Raw genomic sequence first — 20,637 nt, forward strand, 5'->3', positions numbered from 1 at the left:
TGCCTATTCAACAGTGGTAAATGTTTTTGTGCCGCCGTAAACGGTGCGCCCTGTAAAGTCGGGTACATTGCGGTACAGTTCTACCGTGTAAGTCGTTCCATTTGCTAAATCTTCGGCTGGTGTAAAAGTAATTGTGTTACCAACAACGCTATAGGTCCCTTCCACCACGACCGACCCCGCCTTGATTGCCGGTGCTGAGCGCATATCCACAGGCTCTTGATATTCAATGACGACTGTACTGGTAATAGCTACATCACTGGCGGTATGTGCGGGTGTAATGCTTACAAGGGTTGGCCCCGATGTGTCTTCAATATCTGACGCTATAGTAGTAAAGCTTAGTACATCCCCGGTGAGTTCGTTACCCGCATAATCACATAACGTTATTACCGACAAGTCATAAAGAGTATCAACAGTGAAGTTTTCTTTACCGGTGATTGTAATTGTTTTGCGATCACTGGCCAGTGCGATATTAATATCAACATTAGCTCCACCTGTTTTTAATACAATATTGTCAGAATATAAGCAGGCGTCACTCAATGGTTGATCCATTACCAACACAATCTGCCCATTGACAGGCATTGTTGTATTACCATCTGCAATACTGGTTTTATTTATCATCGGATTCGTGGTGTCTGTTGTATCACCTGTTGTAAAGTAACGGTAATTGTTTTGGGCAATTAAGTTACCTGCCATATCAGTTAGGTAAGGAGAGTACCCAACATATAGGTAATGGCGTGTATTTTCATCCAATGCTTCAGCAGGGGAGAACCCTAAACGTAGACCGTCGGCAGACAGTGCCCATGTTCCCGCTATATTTAATCCAGTCGTGTTATTCCATAGGCGGAAGCTGTTTTCATCAACCGTGGTACGATCCACGCGTTCATTGAAGGTGACCTCTAGTAATGGATTTAACGGAACGTTTTGAGTGTTGTTAACCGGAATACTCCATGTTTTAATCCCACTTGTCGCTAAGTCGACAGTTTCACCTGTGACGAATGTTAATGCTAAATCAGTTTCTTGGGCATTCCCACTGATATCTTCTACACCGGAAACATCGAGAGTATAACTGGTGTTTGGTGTTAATAACTGTTTAGGCGTAATATTTAGCAGCGTTCGGCCACGTGTTAATGAGACATTAACCGGGATAACTTGGTCTGCGCTATCTTTTAAACTGACAAACGGCATTCTTATCGGGTTTAATATTTCATTGTAACGGACTTTAAGTTTCACATTGGTAGGCACGTTAGTTTGGCCATCAAAAACGGTACTACTTTGCACCAGTGGACCTAGGGTATCTTCATCAAAGCCCACGGTAAAGTAGCGATAATGGTTACCTAAATTGTTGCCGCTTAAGTCACGCATTGAGTATGCGTAAGTGTAATGACGTGAACCTGATTCGAGCGCCTCATCAGGAACAACCGTTAAGCGCTTACCGTCTGGAGATAGCTCCCATGAGCTGCCTACGTTCTCACCGGTATTGTTATTCCAAATGTAAATACCTGAATTGGTGGCGCTAACAAAATCAATTGGCTCACTAAATATCCATTCTATTTGAGGGGTGGTTGGAACATTTTGTTGGTTATTGAATAATGCCGTGTCAATAACTGTCGGGTTGATAAAGTCAGGTCCGCTTGCTGTATTAAATGTAGCAGAGGAAGGAATCACGATATTGCCAGCCAAGTCGGTCACTGCATCGATTGTTTCGGTAATTTCAGTACTAGGAGCCAATGGAGTCCGGTGGTTATATTTAACCACGGTATTATCTTCGCTAAATTGCACATTGACTTTATTGTTGGTTGCCACATCAAAGCTGAGACTATTGACTGGCTCGTCAAAGCGTACAGAGAATTGAGCATTGATACCAACCCCGTCTTCACCTGATGGTGGGCTCATCGCGGAAACTGATGGCTGGCTATCGTCAACTGCAGAATCAGCGAATGTATTGAAGTATGTGGCATAGTTTGAAGCAAGGTTATCACCATCGGTATCTAAAATATCGACTGAGAACCAGAGGTAGTATTGATTTTCAGGAACCAGCTCTTCATCTGGAGTTACCTGAATTATTTTTCCACTTGCATCTAAGCTAATGCTCACACTGAGAGCTGCCCAATCATTAGTTACATCTGAGAGTGTTACAGTAGTTGATGACAATGATGAAGCATCAATTTCTTCAGTGAAACTGGTGAGTAAAATAGGGTTAAGAGGTGTCCCTCTACTGCCACTATTTGGGTAGTAAGCAGTTGGGTAAGGGCGCGAACCTGTGCCATCAGAAATATCCGCCATCACGATAGAGCCACTGTAGTTATGTAGTGGGTTATCTGATTGATCAGTGATATTCGTATTTAGGTAGAATGTTGTTCGTTTACCTGGGGTGAACCCACCCTCTTTAGTTATTGTCATCACTCGGTTATCACCAGAAAGTGATAGAGATGCCTCAGTTAAGACACCATCTTCTTCAATGGTTAAACCATTATCTAGACTAGTGCTATCGAGAGGTTCGGATGAATAAAGCGTGATAGCATCGAGATCTGTCCATCCAGTCGACCCATTACTTGGCACTTGACTAATGATCCGAGGTCTTGCGTTGTCATTATCAATAATACCTGTAGTAAAGGAGCTCACGTAAGGGGTCAATGAGTTACCTGATAGGTCTGTTACCCCATCGTTTAGTACGACGCTAATAAGAGCGTTTTGCGGTAAGGATGCGGTTAAGGTTAACTGCTGCCCATCTGTTGAACGGAAAATCGTTGGGTTGATTACAGCGCCATTATGGAACAAGGCAATGTTATTTCGGACTAAACTCCCAGCTGCCATTGGTTCACTGAAATTAATGACTATGGATTGCGTTGGACTTGTATCGGTGGCATCACTTGCTGGTGATATTGCAGTGATCGTCGGTGCCACGGTGTCGGCGGCTACCGCAGTTTCAAAATATTTCGTACTGCCCCAGCGAGTATTACCCGCTAAATCAGGGACGTTATAATATAGTTCTACAGTATAACGAGTACTGCCTAGTAGGTTAATACTCGGGTTAAAGGTGATTGTGTCATTTGTGACGACATAATCACCAGGAATAGTTATGCCTCCACCCTTAACTGGTGGCGCAGATCGAACATCCACTGCTTCATCATAAACCATGACGATTTGATCCAGACTGGTGACTACGTCGGTGGCCGTATGTGCTGGTGATATACTGACAAGACTCGGGCCAGAGGCATCTGGATCGGTTGATGCAGAAGTCGTAAAGTTGATGCTATATGGGGTAATGTTATTACCAGCGTAGTCACAGATTCCATCAAGAGTGACGGTATAAGCGGTTGATACATCAAACCCTGAAACTGAGGTTATGATAATGGTTTTACGATCGCTGTCGAGCACAGCATTGAAATCATGATTAACCGCGCCAGATGCGACCGAGACGCCATTAGTGAGATTGCACGAATCACTCAATGGTTCGTTCAATGTTAATAATACTCTACCGTTAACTGGTACCATGGAATTACCATCTAAGAAGTTGGTCGCAGACACTGCAGGCGCCGCATCATCTTCTGTGGTACCCGTGGTGAAGTAACGATAGTTATTCTGGGCGACTAAATTACCGGAAAGATCGGTAAGGTAAGGTGAATATCCTACATAGAGGTAATGGCGTGTATTACTTTCCAGTGGTTGCTCTGGAATGAACTGCAGGGTCAAGCCATCATTGGATAGTAACCAAGTTCCAGGCACATTAAGCCCAGTTGTGTTATTCCATAGATAGAAACTATTTTTATCTACAGTGGTTGAGTCGATACGTTCATTAAAGGTAACTTCTAATAATGGATTTAGTGGGACATTTTGCGTATTGTTCACAGGAATGCTCCAGCGAGTAATAGCTCCCTTAATTAAATCAACACTGTCACCTGAACTAAAGTTAATAACAAGCTCACCTTCTTGAGTATTACCGCTGGTGTCTCTCATGCCATTAATGCGTAATTGATAATCACTCATTGAGGATAGTAGCTGTTTTGGCACAATATTTATGGTTGTTCGACCACGAATAAGATTGATATTAACCCCAACCTCTTCACCTGCGGCATTTTGTAAGCTAACACCTGATAAGTTCAGTGGGTTTAAAGGTTCATCAAATTGAACGTTTAGTCGAACATTAGTGGAGATTCCTGTTTCGCCATCATTGATTGTTGTCGTGATAATTGAAGGGGCTGTAGCGTCAGACTCCGTTCCAGTGGTGAAGTAACGATAATGATTGCCTAAATTGTTGCCACTTAAATCTCGCATGCCATAGGCATATTGATAGTAGCGGCGAAGCACGAGCAGAGGCTCTGTTGGTATGACTATTAAGTGTTTACCATTAGCAGATAGCTCGAATGTAGATGGCACATTTAAACCCGTTACACTATCCCAAATATAGATGCCCGAAGAGGTTGCACTATTTGGATCGATAGGTTCACTAAAACGCCATTCAAAGACTGGGTTTAAAGCAACGTCTTGTTGATTTTGGCTTATCGCCGTGTCTAACACTGTTGGAGCAATAAAGTCTGGACCGTTGGCTGTGGTAAAGGTTGTAGATTGAGGCACGATTCCATTGCCAGCTAAGTCAACCATTAATGGCGCTGGTTCAGTATGCTCAGCGAGCGGTGCTAAAGGTGCTGGTAGTTCATATTTAACCACTTTGTTTGTTTCGCTAAACTGTGGATTAACTGCAAGTTGATAATCAAAGGAGATAGGGTTCATTTGTTCATCATAACGCACTGAGAACAATGTGTTGATGCCGACGGCATCTTCTCCTACTGGCGGGCTCATCACTTCAACGATTGGCTGTCTGTCATCAAGCTCAGAATCAGCATCGGTATGGAAGTAGGTTGCATAATCACTGGCAATGTTATCACCATCAGTGTCTAAAATATCAACGCCAAACCAGAGATAGTACTGATTATCGGCGACAAGTGGTTCGACAGGGGTGACTTTGATCACCTTGCCGGTACTATCTAGACTCGTTGTGATTGGCAGCTCAATCCAACCACCAGTAACATCAGATAAAGTGACGGTAGCATCAGTCAGACTAGATTCATCTATTTCTTCTGTAAATCTAGTAAGTAACACTGGATTAAGAGGTGTTCCACGGCTTCCATTGTTTGGATAATAGGCTGTTGGGTAAGCTCTATCTCCAATGTTATCAATACTGACCCCCATATTGAAGTAACCGTTGTAGGCATGAACTGGGTTACCAGAGTCATCCATTAAGTTGTTGTTCCAGTACACTTGAACTAATGCACCTTCGGTAAAATTAGTTGCTTTGGACACTTTAATGGTTCGTCCATCACCAACAAGGGAAATATCAACATCAACGAGTACACCATTCTCCGCGAGGTGGAAACTCTCCTCAAGTGTTGAACTATCCATAACATCATTGGTATAAAAATAAACGTCACTCATATTTAACCAGCCACCAGAACCATTAGCAGGTACTTGTCGAATAATACTTGGGCGTGTTACATCTGTATCAAATACACCTGTCGTAAACGAGCTTACAAATGGTGCTATTGCATTTCCTGATAGATCCGTTACTGCATCGGTCATGACGACACTAATTAATGATGAGTGTGGAAGTGAAGCGGTTAATGTCACCTGACGGCCATCTGCAGAGCGGAAAATACTGCTATTAATGATGCTGCCATTAGAATAAATAGCAATATTATTGCTAATGAGTGTGCCAATGTTCATCGGCTCATCAAAGGTTAAAACAATAGGTTGAGATGGGTTGGTATCCATCGCGCCATTATTTGGCGACATGACCTGCACTGTTGGGGTAATAATATCTGTTGTTGCTTGTGTATCAAAATATTTTGTACCTCCGTATCTTGTATTACCAGCCAAGTCAGCAACATTGTAATACAGACCTGCGGTATAGCGAGTTTCACCTAAAAGGTTAATGCTCGGAGTGAAAGTTATAGTACTACCGTCAACGACATAGTCACCCGGCAGTGTAATGCCTGCTCCAGTGATCGGTGGCATCGAGCGGATATCAATATTTTCGTCATATTCCATAACAACAGTTGTCGTGACTGAGACGTCAGTTGCTGTATGGGCTGGAGTAATACTAACTAACGATGGGCCTGTGGTGTCATTTGTTTCAACATCCGTTGTGGTAAATGACATGGTAAACTCACTTAATGCGTTGCCCGCATAGTCACACAGGCCAGCAACTGAAAGTTGGTAAGTTGTCTCGGTATCAAATGGTTCTTCCCCCATGATAGTGATAGTTCTACGATCATTGGCTAATGAGGCTGTGACCGGGGTAGGGGTTTCTCCTGTCATTAATTGTATAGAGTCCGCTAAAGAACATGCATCACTTATCGGTTGATCAAGGGTGATAATGACTTTGCCATTAATTGGCATAATGGTATTTCCATCAAGCATATTAAGCGATGATACTTCAGGTGCAGTAGAATCTTCAGCGTAGCCAGTGGTGAAGTATCTATAACGATTCTGCGCCACGATGTTTCCTGCAAAGTCCGTGAAATATGGTGAGTAACCAACATAGAAGTAGTAACGTCTATTTTCTCGTAATAAATCGTCTGGAACCAAGGTTAGGGTTGTACCATCCTCTGAAATGGTTCTTGTTGCACTAATTCTTAATCCTGTGGAATTATCCCATAAATATAAGGAGTTAGAGTTAAGTGTTGTCGGGTCGATTGGTTCAGATAAGGTGACAGAAAGTATTGGGTTAAGTGGGACGTCTTGGGTGTTGTTGACAGGTATGCTCCAAATTGAGTCACTGCCTGTTGTCGTGTCACTTTCTTCGCCCGTGGTAAATGACACTTGATAAGAATTAGCCAGTAAATTTCCACTTGAGTCTTGTACGCCATCGATTAGGAAAACGAAATCTTCATTGGGGTCAAGGTTTGTGATTGGACTTAAAATAACTCTTCGACGGTCAGAGCTAATGTCTCGTGTCACTGCAATTTGAACCCCTAACGCTGTTTGTAATTGAATTTGTTGTAAATACAATGCATTAATTGGTTCATCAAATAACACAGCTAACTTAGCATTAATAGGAAGGTCAGTGGCGCCATCATCAATTGTGGTACTGATGATTTCTGGCCCTGTCCCATCGGGCTCAAATGAAGTATCAAAATAACGACTAGTCCCTATTAATGCGTTACCAAATAAGTCTAATATACCGGTTGTGATATAAACGTAATGGCGTCGGCCGACCAAGAACGGAACGTTAGGTGTAAAAGTAATTGCAGACTTATTATCTGCAACTTGTAAGACTCCTCCAATACGTTGCCCGCTGGACTGATCGATCACGTACATGGTGTCTTCAGTTACGGTAGTCGGGTCGATTGGCTCGTTGAGAATGACGGTGACAAGTGAATTAACAGGTATTTCCGTTGAGCCATTCAGCGGGCTAATGTCAATGACGGTTGGGCGTTCTAAATCAACACAATTTCCCGTTGTGAACGTAGATGTGAATTCGGTGGCTAATACATTACCAGCCTCATCTTTGACGCCGGCAACCTTGATAGTGTAATCACTGTTATCTTGTAGTAGTCCTGTCGGGCTAAAGAGGATTTCAGTGTTGCTAGAAATTAAGCTTAAAGAGCCGTCAGTGGCAGTCGCCCCATCTTTTAATAACATTAAACTATCGGCCGTGATGGAGTTGCGTAATACTCCTTCGTTAAAGGTCACGGTAATCGATTGATTTTCACAAATATCAAGTGCTTCATTTAACGGGTCAACTAAACTAACTAAAGGCGCGGTAATATCAGGGTTTAATGGGTCTGTTCCTGCGGCAACTTCTGCGCCATCAGTACGCTCATCATCATCTGAATCTGAGTCATTCGGGTCAGTGCCGATATTTATTTCATCGCCGTCAGGTAACCCATCGTTATCGCTATCAGGATCTTCTGGATCGGTGAACCAAGTAAATACTTCTTCGTTATCGCCAAGCCCATCATTATCACCATCTGGTTCGATTGAAAGTAAGGTGACTTGGTTTTCAATGTTGTTCCCAAAGTCGACGGCTTCAACAAGAATGTTTAATGTGTCTGAGTCGTCAGGCACCAGAACAGGAGCTTCATAAGGTCGGGTGGTATCGGTTAGTAAAAGTGTACCATTGACAGTAAAGTTAACGGCAGCGACAGCGACGTCGTCTGACGCTTCAACGCGAACCAGCACTCGACTATTTTCAACAACCACCCCTCCATCAAGTGGAGCGATTATCTCAACAGTTGGTGCTATTCCTTGATTGTCATCAAGTACACGATATTGTGATATATAGAGCTTATTACTGCCTGTTGAATATGCAAAGGCTGCATCGAGTGACAGGCCCACGGCATCCCGATCACCAAACTCTCTGATGTCGATAACGCCTTGAAATATCGAATTTAACGGATCAAAGATATTAACGTAAGGAACTGCGTTGACAAATAATATATCGGAGAAGAAAGCTAAACCATTGGTTAATTCAACGTCAGATGGATAAAACCGACTATCACTACCGACTATGGAGGGTTTTAAAGGGTCAGAAATATCAACGACTTTATAACCACAGGTGTAACATGCTACATAGGCATAATCACCGTCCATTACGACGGCGCGAACATTACCGATATTAATACTCCCTAAGCGCATAGGTGAGCTAGGATCGGTTATATCGGCAATGATGATTGAAGATGAACTGGCTATCACTGCTCTATCATTTTGAGCATCAATACCGATGACGTTGCCTAACCCTTCTAACTTAGCCAGGCTAAAGGGGGTTGTATTGTCGTTAACATCTATGATCTCCATGCCGCCGCTACCATTGGCGACAAAGAGTAAACCGTTTTGTACTGCCAAATCTACGGCGTTACCAGCAGTTTTGATGTTAGATATAAGTGCTGGCTCTAATGGATTACTCACATTGATAATGTCGATTCCACTAGCTCCCGCAGCGACATAAGCTGTCATTCCGACAACTTTAACATCCACAGCACTGCCAGTTATGGCCTGAGTTGCAACTAGCTCAGGTGTTTCTTTTACGCTGGTGTTTACGATGTGCAAGCCACCTGCACCAGCGGCAATATACACATAGTCACCTTGAACGTCAGTATCGTGGCCATTGCCAGTGAATGTCAGTGAAGCAATCCCAACAGGTTGAAAGCTTTCAACCGTTACAGGAATATCAAGAGATAGGTCAAATAGGCTAACGGTGACTGTGGCATTACCTTCAGCCCCACCAAAAATTTCACCATCACTTAAACCAAAACTAACGATACTGAGATCAGATGAACTATAGGCTGTACCATTCCCCTTTGCGGTCACATCAAGTTGTGATCCATCGAGTATTGTGGCCATGACTGTTAATTGCGTGCTGACTTCACTATCAATACCATTAAAAGTCATGACAACATTGGTTGGCGTTGCAGAAATTGAGACGATAGCGTCTTCAAAGTTATTACTGCTGTTATCACTTGGATCTGAGCCTGTCGTAATTTCAACAGAATCAGATAAACCATCACCGTCACTATCTGATAGTAGAGGGTTAGTAATAAAGCCATCGTCACCTTCGATTATTTCTTCGCCATCTTTTATTCCATCATCATCACTATCGGCTTTAGTTAAATCGGTGCCGGCATTATATTCATCTAGTGCACTTAGACCGTCGCCATCAATATCTTCAAACGCATCTGCAGGGTCGTTGGGATCGAGACCATTTGAAGTTTCATAATCATCGGGTAAACCGTCACCATCCTGATCACCGGTAAAGCTGATTCGGACCAGCCGCGTGGCAATAAGGCCGTCTTTATCTGCACTTATTAGTGACTGACCGCTACCTGTGGCAGTGAGTAAACCGTTAGCATTGACAGAAACAACGCCTGTATTGGAGCTGGTATAGTTTATTCCAGAACCGCTATTGGTGACATCGTCGGTCAAACCATCAGGGTAGGTGGCTGTTACTTGTAATTGAAAGTTTTGCCCAAGTGAAGTGAGCGTAATTTGATTTGATGAGAAAAAGCTTAAGTCAGCAGGAACGGGTTCTTGCTCGGCAAACATTATGTCACCAACCGGGGTAATACCATTGGTGATTAGATTGAAGTAACCGGATTGACCAGACGACGTGCTTCCATCTTCATTGATACAAGTCGCACGGGCTTTGACAGCCCCTTGATTAGAGGGCACATTAGGGAGTGACCACCCCCCATTGGATGCAACTTGGATCGTGCGATTGAGTATATTAATAACACACTTGTCATTAAGTTCAACGGCAAATGAATGAGAAGATAAAGCAATACTTAACGAAGTCAAAATCGTAAACACTGCTTTGATTTTATTTAGATTATTCATAACTAAGTTACCGTTTTAACGTATACATAGAATAAAAAATCAGTAAGCTTTGGTTTAATCGATGGACAATATATTCAAATGATTATTCATCAATTATCAAGGTTTGTTTAATTCATAAACCAACAGCTATAACCACTGTGAAATCTCTTCTTTTACTCGAATATTACGTTCTACATTACCGAAACAAATATCTGAATCGACGATCGCTTGCTTTTGACCGTCAATAACAAGGTAAATTGCGCCTCCACGGGCGTATTGTCCTCTTCCGTAAACCATTTCAACAGACTCTATATCTGTTAAAGAAAACCGCTGCTCTTTAGTACCCAAAATACTCTTAACGACTAATATCGCTTGATTGTTTTGTTTATTAAGCGACAGTTTTTTATGTTTTTGAATAATCATTCCGATTAAACAAATTGAAGAGAAGATAAAATAGTCAACTGCTTTTAGTTGTTTTGCTTGTTCAACAAGTAGTACCGCTGACCAAAAAATTAATAGAAATAGTACACACAAGCCAAAGACGCATTTTGGAAATGAACTGACCATGAACTGTGTTGTGTCTTTTTCTATTGTTACTGCCATAACATTATTTCTTCTCTATGACTTAATGATGTTGTTTTTTAACTTTTTATAGAGCAACGAATCCATAAACGGTTGGTCTATTCGCCAACGGTTATTTTCAAGTGTAAATGGGATCAAATAATACTCAGATGCAATGTTTTTTAGCTCCACACCAATTAATACTCGCTGCCCTAAAACAATAAAATCTTGTAACTGAGCAACCGTGTTTTTGTTGAAGCGACCCTTCCAATAGTGGAAGGTACGTTGGGCTTTATTTATCGCTAACTTTTGTGTCCAGTCTTGCTGCGTTTCAATGCTCCATAGACCTAACCACCATTCAAAATCGTCGGCAAGAATAGCGGATAGAAAGTGAACTAGTTGTGTATCCGGCCCATTGTTAATATCAATAGATTCAGTGATAAAGTCAGATAAAATCACATTTTGATATTTTTGATGGTGAAAAATAAATTCTTGAGTGTAGGTAAATGTTTTTTCGCCTTGATCATTATATTTACGCTCAATACTTTGTGCGGTCGATGACCACAGTACTAACGTTGATATTGCGATTAACATTACAAGAGAAAGATAATTCTTAGCTAAATTATTCATAAATCACCTTCTCGGAGTCAATACCTTCAACCCAAGGGCTAAACCGAAGTAGTGGGCTTTGTCTGAGGTCTAAACTTACTAACCAATCATTACTTTCCTTTTTTAAAACAACAGGTAAATCGAGGTAACTTTCTTTACCATTAGGGTTAGAAACGTTATAAACCATCACAATGTAATCGTTGTAAATCACTTTTTGTTTTAGCCGAATTTTTCTGCCGACAAACTTTTCTCGCCACACCTTTTCCCAGTAAGGTTGGTCAAGGCCTTTCTGTTGGTAATATTGCAGTGCTAGTTGTTTTGATGAAGGTTGCCAAGTATCTAACCACCATGAATAATTTACTGAGCTAATTGCGGACATTCTTGAAACAAAAGAGTCATCAGCAGAATCCAATGAAGCATATTTACGTTGTACCAAATGAACCTGATTATGGCCTTTATGTGGAGTGTAAAGGTGATAATCAAATTGTGTTTCAACGATCAAACTTTTCTTTTCTGGCTCTGAAGCGGGGTATGTAGGAATAACCCATAGCAGTTCAGCTGCATGTGTTGAACGAGTCATCATGGTCAACATACAGGCCAACAATAGAATTAACATTTGAGAAAATACGGTCACTTGTTTCAAATCTCACTCCTTAGATTATGTTGATTAAACATTATTCTGGCATCGGGATATTAATTATTGCGACACTCGCTGAATTAGCAACAACCCAAGATTCTGACGCACCTATTTCGACCCAAGAGCCTTCTGCTACAACAATTTCTGCATTTAAACTAATACCATTATGACCAATGGTACCTTTGATTGCGGTACAGTCGACAGAGGCTTGGGCATTAACACCCGTTTTAACTGTGCCTTGAATTCTGATAATGTCGCAGGGACGTTTTTTCCCATCTGGTCCACAAGATATTGGCGATGAGGCAGGGTTTGGAACACTGCCAAATGGGCCTCCGCCGACACCAATATCAATGGTGACACTGCCACCCCAGCAGTTTTTGTCTTCACATTCTTTTTTCACTCGACTGATGGTGAGTTTGCCACTGACACCGAAGGTAAAGCGAATGCCATATTTGACACCAATTTCTTTACCGAAAACTCGAACTGTATAATCTCCTGAGAAAGGCGGAATAGTTGGAATCCATTCATTATCCCATTTACTGATTGCTGCGGTTCCAGAGTCGGTTTCTTCTAAGGTTGTGGCACCATCTCTTTGGGTACAACAGACTTCTTTTTTCGTATTACTGTATTCAAGTGATACTTCCGGTAGCTTTTTATTAGAGCCTAGAAGAGTCAATAATTTATTGATATCAGCAATTAAGTTTTTCATCCCATTAAAGGTAATCGTAGTACCGCCAAGTTCATTATCCGGTTTTTTCGTTTCTTTACCGTCTTGGCAGATAATACACTTATCATCGTCTGGAACATGTCCGTCAGGTTTAGCCTCTGGACCGTCTTCACCACAGGTCGTACATTTTGTTTCGTCAGTATTGTCAGTGACTTTTACAGGACTTCCATCCTCGCAGCTAAACTTCTTACAATCGCCCACTTTATCATCTTCTGGTGCATCTGCGTTGTCATTGACTGTGACTACACCGCCATCAGAACATTCTGCTTTCTTACAATCCCCAACTTTATTTAAACTTGCTAAACGAGGGTCGCCGGAGGCGGGCACGCAGTTACAATCACCATCACAGTCTTGACAGATAGGGCAATTATGCGCACAACTTTGTCCTCCTGGTTGAGAGCCACAATGCCAGCCTGCTTTAATTACACCAACTCCCGGGTTGGTCGTTACAAGAGTGCCATCTTCACTGACCGTGCCTAAGCCAATGGCAACAAACTCTTCCAAGTCATGATCAAAAGAATACATTTCAACTTGTGCCCCGGGTTCATGGGCATCAACATTAGGTAAGGTGAGCTTAGCAGGAGGTGAAAACTTGGTGCCAGTTGGCTGAATGGTCACAATAAATTTAGGCTGCATTCCATTCGGTGGTGCCATCGGCACTGTGCCAGCATTGACTGGGGTGACAGAAATATATCCCTCTTTATCACCATTTGGGAAAGTGACTGAGTCTTTGGCAATTTCTAGTTTAAAGCCTGGGTATTCTTTTAGCTCTAATACAGTATCAGCCAAACCTGCATAAACGGCATTTTCAGTGTCTAGCTTGACCATGTAAATAGGTGATGGGAGGGGATTATCGACCCCCGAAATGGTTACTAAATTGAAACTTAGTGACGGATACTCACCTTCATTTGTTGCTGTTGAACCATCGGCAATAATATGAAGAGGGCCAATTGGGGCTTGTTCTATGGTGAATTGTCCAGAGGAGTCACTGATGGCTTCACGGTTACTACCTTCAATGCGTAATGTCACCCCTGGAATAGGTTCCTCTTGATTATCAAGTACAACCCCACTTACTTTCGTGAGACCCGCTTCAGCAGGAATAAAGGCCGTCGCGCTAAACCCTGCAGTAATCACTTTCCCTTCTGGTGCATCCACTAATGTTGCGACAACCCTCTGGGCATCGATTCCTGTCAGAGAGCTTAATTTAAATAACGTTGACGCACGCCCATCAGAGTCTGTTTGTACCTCGTAGGATTGCAGGTCGTTGCTTAATAAACCCTCGCCAACGGTTACATCAAATTTTACTCTGGAATTTGCGACAACATTAGCACCAGCATCTGTGACAACCACTACCAATGGTTCAGGTAAATTATTTCCTACCGAGCCGCGTTGATTGTTTCCCGAATTGACACTTAATTTATTACCTATTTCACCACTGGCTGAAGCACTAAAATCAACTTGGCTTACATAACCTACCACGGCTGCGGTTACTTTATGATTTGAGACACCGGCACGCGCACCGACTTTAAATCGGGTCGAAGCAATCCCGTTTACGTCAGTTTCTACAACAACAGCTCGCCCTTCATTATCGGTTCCTGCTCCAACTGCGCCTGAACCTTGAGAAACCCTAAAGACCACAGCAGCATCTTGTACTAATTCATTATCATCATTAAGTACACGAACTTCGAGTGGTTCTGCTAATTCTGTTTTTATCACACCGGTTTGTTGTTGGCCTCGTGAAAGTTCAACACGTTTACCAACGATGACTTCGTAATTAAGCTTAATATCAATACTGCTAACATTCCCGACTTGATCAGCACCATTGACTGTTATGGTATTTTCCCCTTCGATAAGTGGAACATTGGCGGCAGCATAGGAGCGATTACTGATAGTTGTATCAATGCCGTTAACGGTTACATTAGCTTGATCTTCCTCAATTGTTCCCCGCACAATATCATTAACTAAGCCTGTAATTGTTACTGTGTTGGTAAAGACTGTATCGCCATCTTTATGCGAGTCGATAGTGAGGAAGGGAGGTGTTTGATCCAATGAAATTGTAACGATATCTGTTTGGATAAGGTTGCCTTTTGTCGCCTTAACCTCAATTGTATTTGAACCTTCAGTTAAAGTAACTTCGCTTGAGAAGTTACCACTGTTATTAGTCACCGTGGTTCCGTTTAATGTTAATGTGGCATCGGCAGGTACGGCAGTACCAGAAACTGTGATTGTCGATGTGCCTACGGTGGTCAATGATTTGGGCGTGTTAATGGCGACATTAATAACGGGGGGAATTTCATCTACATCTAAGATTCCGTCACCATCATCGTCATCGTCCGCAGCTAAGCCTAAATCTATACAAGCTTGGTCACAATCATCGGGTCTGCCGTCAGCATCTGTATCAACTAACCCCTCGACTGATATTAAAGGAAAGGCATCATTTTCATCTAAAACTTTGTCGTTATCGTCGTCAGGGTCGGCATTATTGCCCGTACCATCTTTATCTGTATCTACACTCTCAGTGGCGTCTGTGGGAAAGGCATCGTTGGTGTCTAAGACTTTATCGTTATCATCGTCCTTATCGGCATTATTACCGATGCCATCTTTATCTGTATCGACACTTTCAGTGGCGTCTGTTGGAAAGGCATCATTAACATCTAAAACTTTGTCATTATCATCGTCATCATCAGCGTTATTACCAACACCATCCTTATCACTATCGACACTTTCTGTTGAGTCAAACGGAAAGGCGTCATCGGTGTCTAAAACGCTATCATTGTCAAAGTCTCGGCCTTCACCGATTGAAACCAAGCTTTCATCATTAATGATTTCGCTGACTGTTTTTGATATTAAAGCGCTATCTTGAATAATGACAAGGTCTTCAAAGTTTTGCTTTAATGTTTCATCTAGAACTAAAGCAAAGGTATCTTGAGCACCGTCTGGTAACGTAAATAGTGGGTTGTCGATAATAATTTTAATTAATGCTGCTATCGTCAACTGCTCTTGTGCATCGACCATTGCTAATAGTTGGTTGAGTTGCTCTTCACTTTCAAGGTTGTTACCGCTTAAATTTCGGTGGATTAGAGCAAGTTGTGCGGTTGTGACATTGGTAATGTTTAAACCAAAAAAGTTACTACTATCTATTTCTGATCCGGTTCCTGCTAGCGTTGCCAGGCTGTTAAAAGTTGGCAGTTGTGACACTAAAACTACACCAGGATGGCTATCACTGGCCCCTGTTGCTTTTAGTAATACTAATTTGTCAGTGTTATCCTCATCTACATCAATCATGATACTGTAATCGCCAACGGCATCAGCAATCGTCGAAAATGATTCTGTACCCACCGTAATTAGAACCGATGCATTAGCAATAGGGTTGTCGGTGACTGAGCCTGTTAACGTTAATTCACTTGATTTTCGTAATATGGTTACAGTATGACTTTTTGTGGCTGAAGCACCGTCGTTATCAGTGACAACAACTTTCAGCTCGATTGGGGTATCAGCATTTACATCAATGGCTTGAAATGAGACGGTTGCTGAAGTCTTTCCTGATAGCGTGACTTTTTTATCTGAAGTGACTGACCATAGATAGGAGGAAATTGAACCATCCGAGTCAGTTGCTTGTGCAGTAAGAGAAAAATTATTGCGTTCTTGAACGGTCTTTGAACCAATAATTTCGACGGTAGGTGCATTATTAGGGTCGGTAGTTGACTTTTTACTGTCTCCACCACCCCCACACGAAATCAAGAAAAAACTTAAAAATAATGCACTTATAAGGTAATAGAGTGATATCTTTTTATTTAGCATCACACTCTCCCATAATTTAGTTATCACTAATTATTGAGAACCAGTGTCGGGTTTAGTTACGCCACACCGGAAAAGCAAATACTTACACCTTCAGTTAGATCCACCTTCACTTGGGAAGTCGGATTGAAAATGTAAGTTCTAGTTACTTTCTTTAATTTTCTAAAAGGAAAGTATAGTAAAGAACCTTTGTTTTTTCCTGTTAAGTTAAAAATTAAATTCACTTTAAAACCCGCATTACAACTGCAATGTAGCGAAATTGTAGTTAAAAAGTAATAGAGTTAACGAGTTACAAATGTATTCGTCTTTAAAAAATCACGATAAACTTTTTTTCGCTGTTGTATCTTTTTTATTTTCTCTCCTCGCAAAATTCTAACCTATACTCAAATTAAACTTTGAGAGCTATAAATGCTTAAGATATCTCGTTATATCGTCTTTTTAGGGGTAGTTAGTTGCATGATTATTTATGTAGTCATTGTGCTGCAGCCAATTCCTCATAAAAAAATACAGGCGAGTGTTTTTTCGCCACTGGTCACTCAAAATACGTTGCAAAAAATTGTTTTTAAAGAAACTAGCTTACAGTGGCGAGTGCAAAACAAACATCAACAAGCATCAAAACAACTCTCTTCATTAACAGAGAGTATGGGAAGTGGTGTCTGTACTTTAGATATTAACCGTGACGGCTGGATGGACTTGTTTTTTGTTGGGGGCAGTGGTCACACCCGTTATTACGGTAAACAGTCGTGGTGGTCGAAAAATAGTGGCAATCGCCTATTGCTCAATATGAAAGGCCAATATTTTACTGATATATCTGAAGGGGCTGGAGTCTTGGAAATAACTCAAGGCATGGGGTGTGCGGTTGCTGATTTCAATAATGATGGTTTAACGGATTTATTGATAACTGGCATTGGAAAAAATCAACTATATGCAAATCAGGGCAATAGTACCTTTATTAATGTAACTGATAAGTCGGGACTATCTGGTAACCATTGGAGTATGTCTGCGGCATTAGGGGACTTTAACAAAGATGGCTTACTCGATATCTATTTGAGTAATTATATTGATTATAAAAAAGGAGCTCGAACCTTCGAACGTACCAAAGGTTTCCGGCCAACGACCGATATTGCATTTGATGCAACGCTTTATGACCCACAACCCAATAAACTATATTTAAACACAGGGCAGTTCAGGTTTGAAGATGTGACCAATAAAATGGAAGTGGCTAACGATTTAGGGCGCAGCGTGGGGGCTAAATGGTATGACATTAATAATGACTCTTGGTTAGACTTAATTGTGATTAATGCGCAAAAATCAGCAAATCAGGTATTTATTAATCACAAAGGTAAGCAATTCATCCGCGGTGGTGGTCAGTATGCGCCTTTAGAAGTCGCTTGGAGTCATGATTTATTGATTAATGATTTTAACAATGATCAACAAGACGAGTTTTTTATTAGTCGGGGTCTGAATTTTCCTGCTGTGTTTTTGAAAAACACAGCAACTAATGATGGGAATGATGGGAATGATGGAAAGAAACGATATTCATTTAAAAACCTCTCTTGGGAAAACGGGTTAGCTCAGGCTAGATCTCTTTCCAATATGTCATGGGCCTCTGTGAGTGCAGATTTAAATAATGATAGCTATCTAGATATTTTTGTTGCTCATGGCTTGAGTAGCCCTGATGTTGACGCGCCATTTCTCAGTCAGGGCCAAAAAAATAGCATTTACTTGAATAACAAAGAGAACGGTTTTAGCTTGCAACCACGAGCATTTGAGCAACACTTTGCCAATTCGTCACGGGGCGCTATCACCGCTGATTTGAATAATGACGGCGCAATGGAAATAATTGTTAGTAATAATAACAGCGATCTACAAATCTTTGAAAGTCAAAGTGGAAATACGAATAATTGGTTAGGAATTGAACTGCACTTAGAAAATAACTCTGAAGATGTCTTGGGCGCGAGTATTGAACTGAAAACCAACAACCTGACTTTAAAGAAAAATGTGCTGCCACAGCAAAGCTTTTTATCCCAAAGCGATTCGAGAGTCCATTTTGGGTTAGGAAAAAATGATGTCATTGAACGGCTAACAATCTTTTGGCCTGATGGTCATCGCTCTTCGTTTGACAATATTAAAGTGAATCAGTACATCTCGGTTAATAAACAAAACAGCCATTATGAGCAAGTTATAGGGAATGATGTTAACGACACGAATGCGGTATCAGATAATGTAACAATCAAAATACACGCTAAGTTAACGCCTCAGTCATTAAAGTTACTTTCAACAATTTTATTACAATACCCGCCCGACACAGTGATCGATGAATTGCTGGCCATCTGGTCAGAAAGCTCACCTCAAGTACAAGCATCTATTTTGTCGCAATTAGAGGGGCGTTGGGATAAGCGATTTTTACCAATAGTCATGGACGCATTAACAAGTGAACAAAGTCGATTACGGTTGTTGAGTGTTCATTTATTAAGGTTATCAGAGATTGAGAGTAGTGTTAATTGGCTTATACCATTACTCAATGACAGTGAGCCAGCCATTCAATGTGGAGTGGCTAAAACGTTTGAGTTTTATTTCAATGAAGAAGAAGCCGCTACCCACCGTAAGTTTTTAGCGCTGGTGCCGTTGATAAAGCATTTGGACTCTACAGATGATGATGTCAAAGTCTGTATCATTAATGCATTGGCGAGGGCTGAGAGAAAGCGTGCTGTTTTGCCTTTAATTAAGCTTATTAATGCCAACACAAACCCTATTGTGCAGTCTGCGGCGATTAGAGCTCTTGGGCTCATAAGAGATAAGAGGGCTATAAAACCTCTAGTTAAAATCATCAAAAACAATCAACTTGATGCTCAAGTGATTGCATCTTCGTTGATTGGGTTATCTCGGCTGGATTATCAGTTGTTGGTGCCATTACTCAGCAGAACCGTACTTGGTCAAAGCACTGCGACACAAGTTGCGGGCGTAGTGAGTGATAAAAATTATCAAATACTCTCGTATTTATTTAATCACCCTGATGGAGTTGTTTTTTCACATCACCAATTACAATCGTTATTAAACCAACTACTCCATCAAAACCAACCATCGCCTAATGAAAAAGAGCGGCTTTCTGTGGCAAGATTAAACGCCCTAGCAGCGGGAAAAACATCACAACATTATTTATTGATTAAGCCTTTTTTAACTCACCCAAACAAAAGAATTCAACGACATGCTTTAAAGTCGTTGTCATTATTTGGTGACTTAAACTCAACAAAGCTATTTGAGCAAGCGCTTTTAAATTTGCCGGTCCTTGACGTTATCAATGTGATCAAAGAGTTGGGGAGCGTAAAATTAACTTTATCAGGGGTATTCATCGAGCAGTTGCTGATGAGGGCTGATAAACAAGGTGTTCCAGTCGAGCACTTGATCGATTTATATCATTTTATTTCCAAAAAAAGCGCGACTCGACTGTTTGAACAGATGTTGACGGCGAAGCTCAATCAGTCAGAACTACAGACATTATTTCACCGTTGTACTAGCTCGAAGATACCATTTTCACTGCATCAAGGAGTCGACACTTCAACGTTTTCAAGCAAAGTTTTATTAGCTTATGCACAGTGTATTTTTTCTGACAAATCGCGTTTGTTTGCGAAAAAAGATAGGCAGCTCAGTTTGAAAAAAAATCACATTCTTCATCAGCTCTTATCTGATGAGTCATTATCGGAGAAAGCTAAAAATAATGTTCTAATTGATGGAGCTATATCTGACGCTTTGATTGCTAAAGCAACATTGTCAAAACGATTGCTATCGTTACCGCCCCCTGCTTACTTAGATGCTCTTGATGTATTGCATCGCCATCAACTACTCTCGAGCTTTCAAGAACTGTTATGGCAAAGGTTAACCGCTGAACAACTCGATACTGAAGTACGTTTAGCGTCAGCAAAACACCTTGTGCCTTTTACATCATCGAAAGTATTGGCCTATATTCATTCGAACTTCTTTACTCATGAATAAT

6 protein-coding genes are annotated in these 20,637 nt (G+C 41.4%); 1 reads left to right on the plus strand and 5 read right to left on the minus strand.

Going from position 1 to position 20,637, the window contains the following annotated elements; all coding sequences use genetic code 11:
• Positions 1-3 precede the first annotated feature (3 nt).
• From Q8W26_RS05630 to Q8W26_RS05650, 5 genes are all read right to left on the minus strand, one after another.
• Positions 4-10,332 (minus strand): Ig-like domain-containing protein, encoded by a 10,329-nt coding sequence (locus Q8W26_RS05630; RefSeq protein ID WP_305472671.1) that lies wholly within the window; start codon positions 10,330-10,332, stop codon positions 4-6.
• A 126-nt stretch (positions 10,333-10,458) separates the two neighbouring features.
• Positions 10,459-10,914: a hypothetical protein gene (locus Q8W26_RS05635; RefSeq protein WP_101213914.1), complete on the minus strand. Its 456-nt coding sequence runs from the start codon at positions 10,912-10,914 to the stop codon at positions 10,459-10,461.
• A gap of 15 nt (positions 10,915-10,929) precedes the next feature.
• Positions 10,930-11,502 carry a hypothetical protein gene (locus Q8W26_RS05640; RefSeq protein ID WP_305472674.1) on the minus strand — a complete coding sequence of 191 codons (573 nt, stop codon included), beginning with the start codon at positions 11,500-11,502 and terminating at the stop codon, positions 10,930-10,932.
• Positions 11,495-12,124, minus strand: a complete 630-nt coding sequence (locus Q8W26_RS05645; RefSeq protein WP_305472676.1) for a hypothetical protein — start codon at positions 12,122-12,124, stop codon at positions 11,495-11,497. Before Q8W26_RS05645 ends, Q8W26_RS05640 begins: the two co-directional genes overlap by 8 nt.
• A 31-nt stretch (positions 12,125-12,155) precedes the next feature.
• Positions 12,156-16,646: a hypothetical protein gene (locus Q8W26_RS05650; RefSeq protein WP_305472677.1), complete on the minus strand. Its 4,491-nt coding sequence runs from the start codon at positions 16,644-16,646 to the stop codon at positions 12,156-12,158.
• Between the two features lie 405 nt (positions 16,647-17,051).
• Between Q8W26_RS05650 and Q8W26_RS05655 the strand changes: the two genes are divergently transcribed.
• Positions 17,052-20,636, plus strand: a complete 3,585-nt coding sequence (locus Q8W26_RS05655; protein ID WP_101213918.1) for an FG-GAP-like repeat-containing protein — start codon at positions 17,052-17,054, stop codon at positions 20,634-20,636.
• Position 20,637: the final 1 nt, after the last annotated feature.

The sequence above is a fragment of the Psychrobium sp. 1_MG-2023 genome (genome assembly GCF_030689115.1).
Taxonomy (GTDB): Bacteria; Pseudomonadota; Gammaproteobacteria; order Enterobacterales; family Psychrobiaceae; genus Psychrobium.